The sequence below is a fragment of the Micromonospora sp. M51 genome (assembly GCF_018070305.1).
In the GTDB taxonomy this organism is placed as follows: Bacteria; Actinomycetota; Actinomycetes; order Mycobacteriales; family Micromonosporaceae; genus Micromonospora; species Micromonospora parva.
Genome location: NZ_JAGPXZ010001495.1, coordinates 1 through 473 on the forward strand (window position 1 = coordinate 1; position 473 = coordinate 473).

The window sequence follows — 473 nt, forward strand, 5'->3', positions numbered from 1 at the left end:
TAATATTTCTTCAGCCGCTCGGCGAGCTTGTCCAGCCCGACGGTGACCAGTTCACCCGGGCACATCGGCAGGGCTTGCGTGCCCTCATCCACCTTGATGCCGGGGATGGCGCCGCTCTGTTCGATCAACTTCACCAGCGGCGTGCCGTCCGCGGCGTCCTGCCAGATCGTCTCGTCATAGAGGATCACGCCGGAAATATACTGGCTCATGGCCTCCTTCGAGCGGAACAGCATCTCGCGATAGTCGCGGCGATTGCTTTCCGTCGATTCCACGCCGATCGCGTCGAAACGCTTCTTGATGGTGCCGGAGGATTCGTCGGCGGCAAGAATGCCCTTGCCCGGCGCGACCATGGCGGTCGCGATCTTGTTGAGCTCAGTCAGATTCATCGAGAGGTCCTCCCAAAACGATTCTGCCCTTGCCTGTGAAAATAGACGGTTCTCGGGCAATTGCCGAGTTAACGTTCGTCGCAGGGT

The 473-nt window shown here is 59.6% G+C and carries 1 protein-coding gene; it reads right to left on the reverse strand.

What is annotated here, in order from left to right; translation table 11 throughout:
• Positions 1–386: class I fructose-bisphosphate aldolase (locus KBX53_RS35620; protein ID WP_210864102.1), on the reverse strand; the 386-nt coding region annotated here is incomplete at its 3' end.
• Positions 387–473: the final 87 nt, after the last annotated feature.